Origin of the sequence: Campylobacter concisus (assembly GCF_015229965.1) — a bacterium.
Lineage (GTDB): Bacteria > Campylobacterota > Campylobacteria > Campylobacterales > Campylobacteraceae > Campylobacter_A > Campylobacter_A concisus_BD.
The window spans coordinates 1-5531 of the sequence record NZ_JAAKZB010000039.1 but is presented as its reverse complement, the minus strand read 5'-3'; the positions used below and the strand labels follow the sequence as shown (position 1 = coordinate 5531).

Genomic DNA, 5531 nt, shown 5'->3' with positions numbered 1-5531 from the left:
AATTTAATATTTTATACTTAAACAGAAATAAACACTAATAAAAACTAGGATCAAATAATATAAGAATTAAAGCAGATAAAAACAAAGCCCGCAACGACCTACTTTTCCAACATCCCAGTAAGGGAGAGTATCATCAGCCAGGACGAGCTTAGCTTCTTGGTTCGAGATGGAGCAAGGCGTTTCCTCGTCTGTATAGTCACGGGCAGTGTTAAATAAAAGATTTAATAAATAAATCTCTTATTTAACACCGCTAGATAAAGTTAAAAGTCATAAACAAAGTTTTATAAAAACATATCTTATTAAGTTTTTATCCTTAACAAGGAAGTGATGCTTATTAAAAGATAAGCAGACGAGCTATTAGTACTGGTCAGCTAAAGGACTTTCATCCATTACACACCCAGCCTATCAAACACATAGTCTATATGAGCTCTTAAAAGAAGATTCATCTTGGAGTTGGCTTCCTGCTTAGATGCTTTCAGCAGTTATCACATCCCAACATAGCTACCGAGCGGTGCCCTTGGCAGGACAACTCGTACACCAGTGGTTGGTTCGACCCGGTCCTCTCGTACTAGGGTCAACTCTCCTCAATCTTCTTGCGCCCACGGCAGATAGGGACCGAACTGTCTCACGACGTTCTGAACCCAGCTCGCGTACCGCTTTAAATGGCGAACAGCCATACCCTTGGGACCTGCTCCAGCCCCAGGATGCGATGAGCCGACATCGAGGTGCCAAACCTCCCCGTCGATGTGAGCTCTTGGGGGAGATCAGCCTGTTATCCCCGGGGTACCTTTTATCCTTTGAGCGATGGCCCTTCCACACAGAACCACCGGATCACTAAGACCGACTTTCGTCTCTGCTTGACGTGTATGTCTCGCAGTTAAGCTGGCTTATGCCTTTATACTCTACGAACGATTTCCAACCGTTCTGAGCCAACCTTTGTAAGCCTCCGTTACATTTTGGGAGGCGACCGCCCCAGTCAAACTACCCACCAGACATTGTCCTACTTGAGGATAACTCAAGCTAGTTAGCTATCAGAATAAAAAAGAGCGGTATCTCAACAATGGCTCACCATAAACTGGCGTCTATGGATCAAAGCCTCCCGCCTATCCTGCACATTTTTATCCCAATAGCAGTGTCAAGCTGTAGTAAAGGTCCACGGGGTCTTTCCGTCTTGCCGCGGGTAGGAGGAATTTTCACCTCCACTACAATTTCACTGGATCCCTCTTCGAGACAGCTCCCATCTCGTTACGCCATTCATGCAGGTCGATATTTAATCGACAAGGAATTTCGCTACCTTAGGACCGTTATAGTTACGGCCGCCGTTTACTCGGGCTTCGATCAAACGCTTCGCAGAGCTAACGTCATCAATTAACCTTCGAGCACCGGGCAGGCGTCACACCCTATACATCCTCTTACGAGTTAGCAGAGTGCTGTGTTTTTGGTAAACAGTCGGGAGGGACTCTTTGTTGTAACCTTCAATGCTTACGGAGTAAATCCTTCACAAAGTTAGGCACACCTTATACCGAAGATACGGTGCTATTTTGCAGAGTTCCTTGAAGAGAGTTCTTCCACGCGCCTTAGAATACTCATCCCACCCACCTGTGTCGGTTTACGGTACGGGCAACTATAACTAAACTTAGAAACTTTTCTTGGCTCGACAGTATCAAGGATTTACGATTCATTCCGAAGAACTTCACGCACCTGTAAGGCCTCGGCTTAAAGGAGTTCGGATTTGCCTGAACTCCAACCTGCACCTTTCGACCAGCACTACCATCCGCTGGCTCCTCTAACTCTAAGCGTCCTTCCATCGCACATTATAGTTGGCATTGGAATATTAACCAATTTTCCATCGCATACCCCTTTCGGACTTTGCTTAGGACCCGGCTAACCCTACGATGACGAGCATCGCGTAGGAAACCTTGGGTTTACGGCGTTGGGGATTCTCACCCCAATTATCGCTACTCATGCCTGCATGCTCACTTATATTCGCTCCAGCACTCCTTACCGGTATACCTTCAACGCAAATACAACGCTCTCCTACCACTTAGTAAAACTAAGTCTAAAGCTTCGGTACTCATTTTAGCCCCGTTATATTTTCCGCGCAGAATCACTAGACCAGTGAGCTATTACGCTTTCTTTAAAGGATGGCTGCTTCTAAGCCAACCTCCTGGTTGTTTAAGTAACTCCACATCGTTTTCCACTTAAATGAGATTTAGGGACCTTAGCTGTTAGTCTGGGTTGTTCCCCTCTCGACGACGGATTTTATCACTCGCCGCCTGACTGCCATGATTACACACTAGGTATTCGGAGTTTGATAGGGTTTGGTACATTGGTGTATGCCCTAGCCCATTCAGTGCTCTACCCCCTAGTGTTACTACATGACGCTATACCTAAATATATTTCGGAGAGAACCAGCTATCACGATGTTTGATTGGCCTTTCACCCCTATCCACAAGTCATCCCATAGCTTTTCAACGCTAGCGGGTTCGGTCCTCCACCGGCTCTTACACCGGTTTCAACCTGCTCATGGATAGATCACATCGTTTCGGGTCTGCAACGTCTGACTAAACGCCCTATTAAGACTCGCTTTCGCTACGGCTCCGGGTTTCCTTAACCTCGCCAGACATCACAACTCGCAGGCTCATTATGCAAAAGGCAGTCCATCACCCTGATAAATCATAGGGCTCTGAATGATTGTAAGCAAATGGTTTCAGGTTCTATTTCACTCTGATCACCTCAGTTCTTTTCACCTTTCCCTCACGGTACTTGTGCACTATCGGTCTAGTAGTAGTATTTAGGGTTGGATAGTGGTCTACCCAGCTTCAGACAGAATATCACGTGTTCCGCCCTACTCAGGATACTGCTAAGTAAAACAAAGCTTTCATATACGGGGGTATCACCCTCTGTGCCTAACCTTTCCAGGTCGTTCTATTAGCTAAGTTTAGTCTATATTGCAGTCCTACAACCCCACTAGTAAACTAGTGGTTTGCCCTCTTACGCGTTCGCTCGCCGCTACTAGCGCAATCTCTTTTGATTTCTTTTCCTGAGGGTACTAAGATGTTTCAATTCCCCTCGTTCGCTCCGTTATACGGTAACTAATATCTCTATTAGTTGGGTTGCCCCATTCAGAAATTCCCGGATCAAAGCCCCTTGACGGCTCCCCGAGACTTATCGCAGCCTGGCACGTCTTTCATCGCCTCTACTAGCCAAGGCATCCACCACTTGCTCTTTGTAGCTTACCTTTTCTATATTAGATTATTCTAATTCGCATCACTTCCTTGTTAAAGATAACTTTATGTTACTACATTTAAATTCTAACTCTCAAGACGGAAAGCATTGACTACTATTTAGATAAGTTTTAAATCCTAAATAGATTGTGATGTCAAACTTTTGCATTAAATGCAAAGAGAATAGAAATTTAAATCTTTAACAAGTCCTGTAAAATTGTTTTTAAAACTTGCTTGTGACTATTAACAATATTAATTAAAAGAACATTTAGACTTCGCAGACTAGCAAGCTAGTCTTTACGACCAAAGAGTTACACCCTTTGGAAACCCCTAAAGCACAAAGTTGCTTTCGGCAACTTCGTAATCAATAAAGATCAAGTACGCTTAAAAGTCTAAAGTAAATGTTTCTAAAAACACTTAATATAGACTTTTGCTGTTAAACTATTTTATGGTGGAGAATAGCGGGATCGAACCGCTGACCTCCTGCGTGCAAAGCAGGCGCTCTCCCAGCTGAGCTAATTCCCCAATTAAATTCTCTGGTGGGCCTAACAAGACTTGAACTTGTGACCTCACCCTTATCAGGGGTGCACTCTAACCAGCTGAGCTATAGGCCCCTATAGGTCTATCAATCTTTCAAAACTAAACAAGGATGATTGAGAATATCTTTCTTATAGATATCTTGTGAGAGAATATCTATATGTACTCTAGAAAGGAGGTGATCCAACCGCAGGTTCTCCTACGGTTACCTTGTTACGACTTCACCCCAGTCGCTGATTCCACTGTGGACGGTAACTAATTTAGTATTCCGGCTTCGAGTGAAATCAACTCCCATGGTGTGACGGGCGGTGAGTACAAGACCCGGGAACGTATTCACCGTAGCATGGCTGATCTACGATTACTAGCGATTCCGGCTTCATGGAGTCGAGTTGCAGACTCCAATCCGAACTGGGACATATTTTATAGATTTGCTCCATCTCGCGATATTGCTTCTCATTGTATATGCCATTGTAGCACGTGTGTCGCCCCGGACATAAGGGCCATGATGACTTGACGTCGTCCACACCTTCCTCCTCCTTACGAAGGCAGTCTCATTAGAGTGCTCAGCCGAACTGTTAGCAACTAATGACGTGGGTTGCGCTCGTTGCGGGACTTAACCCAACATCTCACGACACGAGCTGACGACAGCCGTGCAGCACCTGTCTTAACATTTCTGCAAGCAGACACTCTTCTATCTCTAGATGATTTGTTAGATATCAAGTCCGGGTAAGGTTCTTCGCGTATCTTCGAATTAAACCACATGCTCCACCGCTTGTGCGGGTCCCCGTCTATTCCTTTGAGTTTTAATCTTGCGACCGTACTCCCCAGGCGGTATACTTAATCCGTTAGGTGCATTACTGCCAAGACTAGCTTAGCAACAACTAGTATACATCGTTTAGGGCGTGGACTACCAGGGTATCTAATCCTGTTTGCTCCCCACGCTTTCACGCATTAGCGTCAGTTGAGTTCCAGCAGATCGCCTTCGCAATGGGTATTCCTGGTGATCTCTACGGATTTTACCCCTACACCACCAATTCCATCTGCCTCTCCCTCACTCTAGATTATCAGTTTCCCAAGCAGTTCTATGGTTAAGCCATAGGATTTCACAAGAGACTTGATAATCCGCCTACGCGTCCTTTACGCCCAGTGATTCCGAGTAACGCTTGCACCCTCCGTATTACCGCGGCTGCTGGCACGGAGTTAGCCGGTGCTTATTCGTTAGGTACCGTCATTGTTCTTCCCTAACAAAAGGAGTTTACGCTCCGAAAAGTGTCATCCTCCACGCGGCGTTGCTGCTTCAGGGTTTCCCCCATTGAGCAATATTCCCTACTGCTGCCTCCCGTAGGAGTCTGGACCGTGTCTCAGTTCCAGTGTGACTGATCATCCTCTCAGACCAGTTATGCGTCATAGCCTTGGTGAGCCATTACCTCACCAACTAGCTGATACAATATAGCCTCATCCTACACCGAAAAACTTTCCCTATCTAACTTATGTTAAAGAGGAGTATAGAGTATTAGCAGTCGTTTCCAACTGTTGTCCTCTAGTGTAGGGCAGATTAGCTATACATTACTCACCCGTGCGCCACTAACTCATAAGAGCAAGCTCTTACTTGTCCGTTCGACTTGCATGTATTAGGCACGCCGCCAGCGTTCACTCTGAGCCAGGATCAAACTCTCCATATTAACCTTCTTTAGCGTAAAGCAAAGCTTTACTAAGAAGCAACACTAAAGACTAAGATTGCTAATGCAATCTAGTAATAATGTTTTT

General features: G+C 45.3%; 2 tRNA genes and 3 rRNA genes. All 5 read right to left on the bottom strand.

Annotated features, from left to right (window positions below):
- Positions 1 to 85: 85 nt before the first annotated feature.
- The 5 genes from rrf to G6W43_RS10335 all read right to left on the bottom strand — a co-directional run bounded on the left by rrf (position 86) and on the right by G6W43_RS10335 (position 5446).
- A 5S ribosomal RNA gene (rrf, locus tag G6W43_RS10355) occupies positions 86 to 204 on the bottom strand.
- 133 nt (positions 205 to 337) lie between these two features.
- Positions 338 to 3242 (bottom strand): 23S ribosomal RNA (locus G6W43_RS10350).
- Between the two features lie 434 nt (positions 3243 to 3676).
- Positions 3677 to 3752, bottom strand: a tRNA-Ala gene (locus G6W43_RS10345).
- A 12-nt stretch (positions 3753 to 3764) separates the two neighbouring features.
- A tRNA-Ile gene (locus tag G6W43_RS10340) sits at positions 3765 to 3841 on the bottom strand.
- A gap of 94 nt (positions 3842 to 3935) precedes the next feature.
- Positions 3936 to 5446: ribosomal RNA gene (locus G6W43_RS10335) — 16S ribosomal RNA — on the bottom strand.
- Together the 16S, 23S and 5S rRNA genes with 2 tRNA genes alongside form the textbook arrangement of a ribosomal RNA operon.
- Between the last annotated feature and the right edge of the window lie 85 nt (positions 5447 to 5531).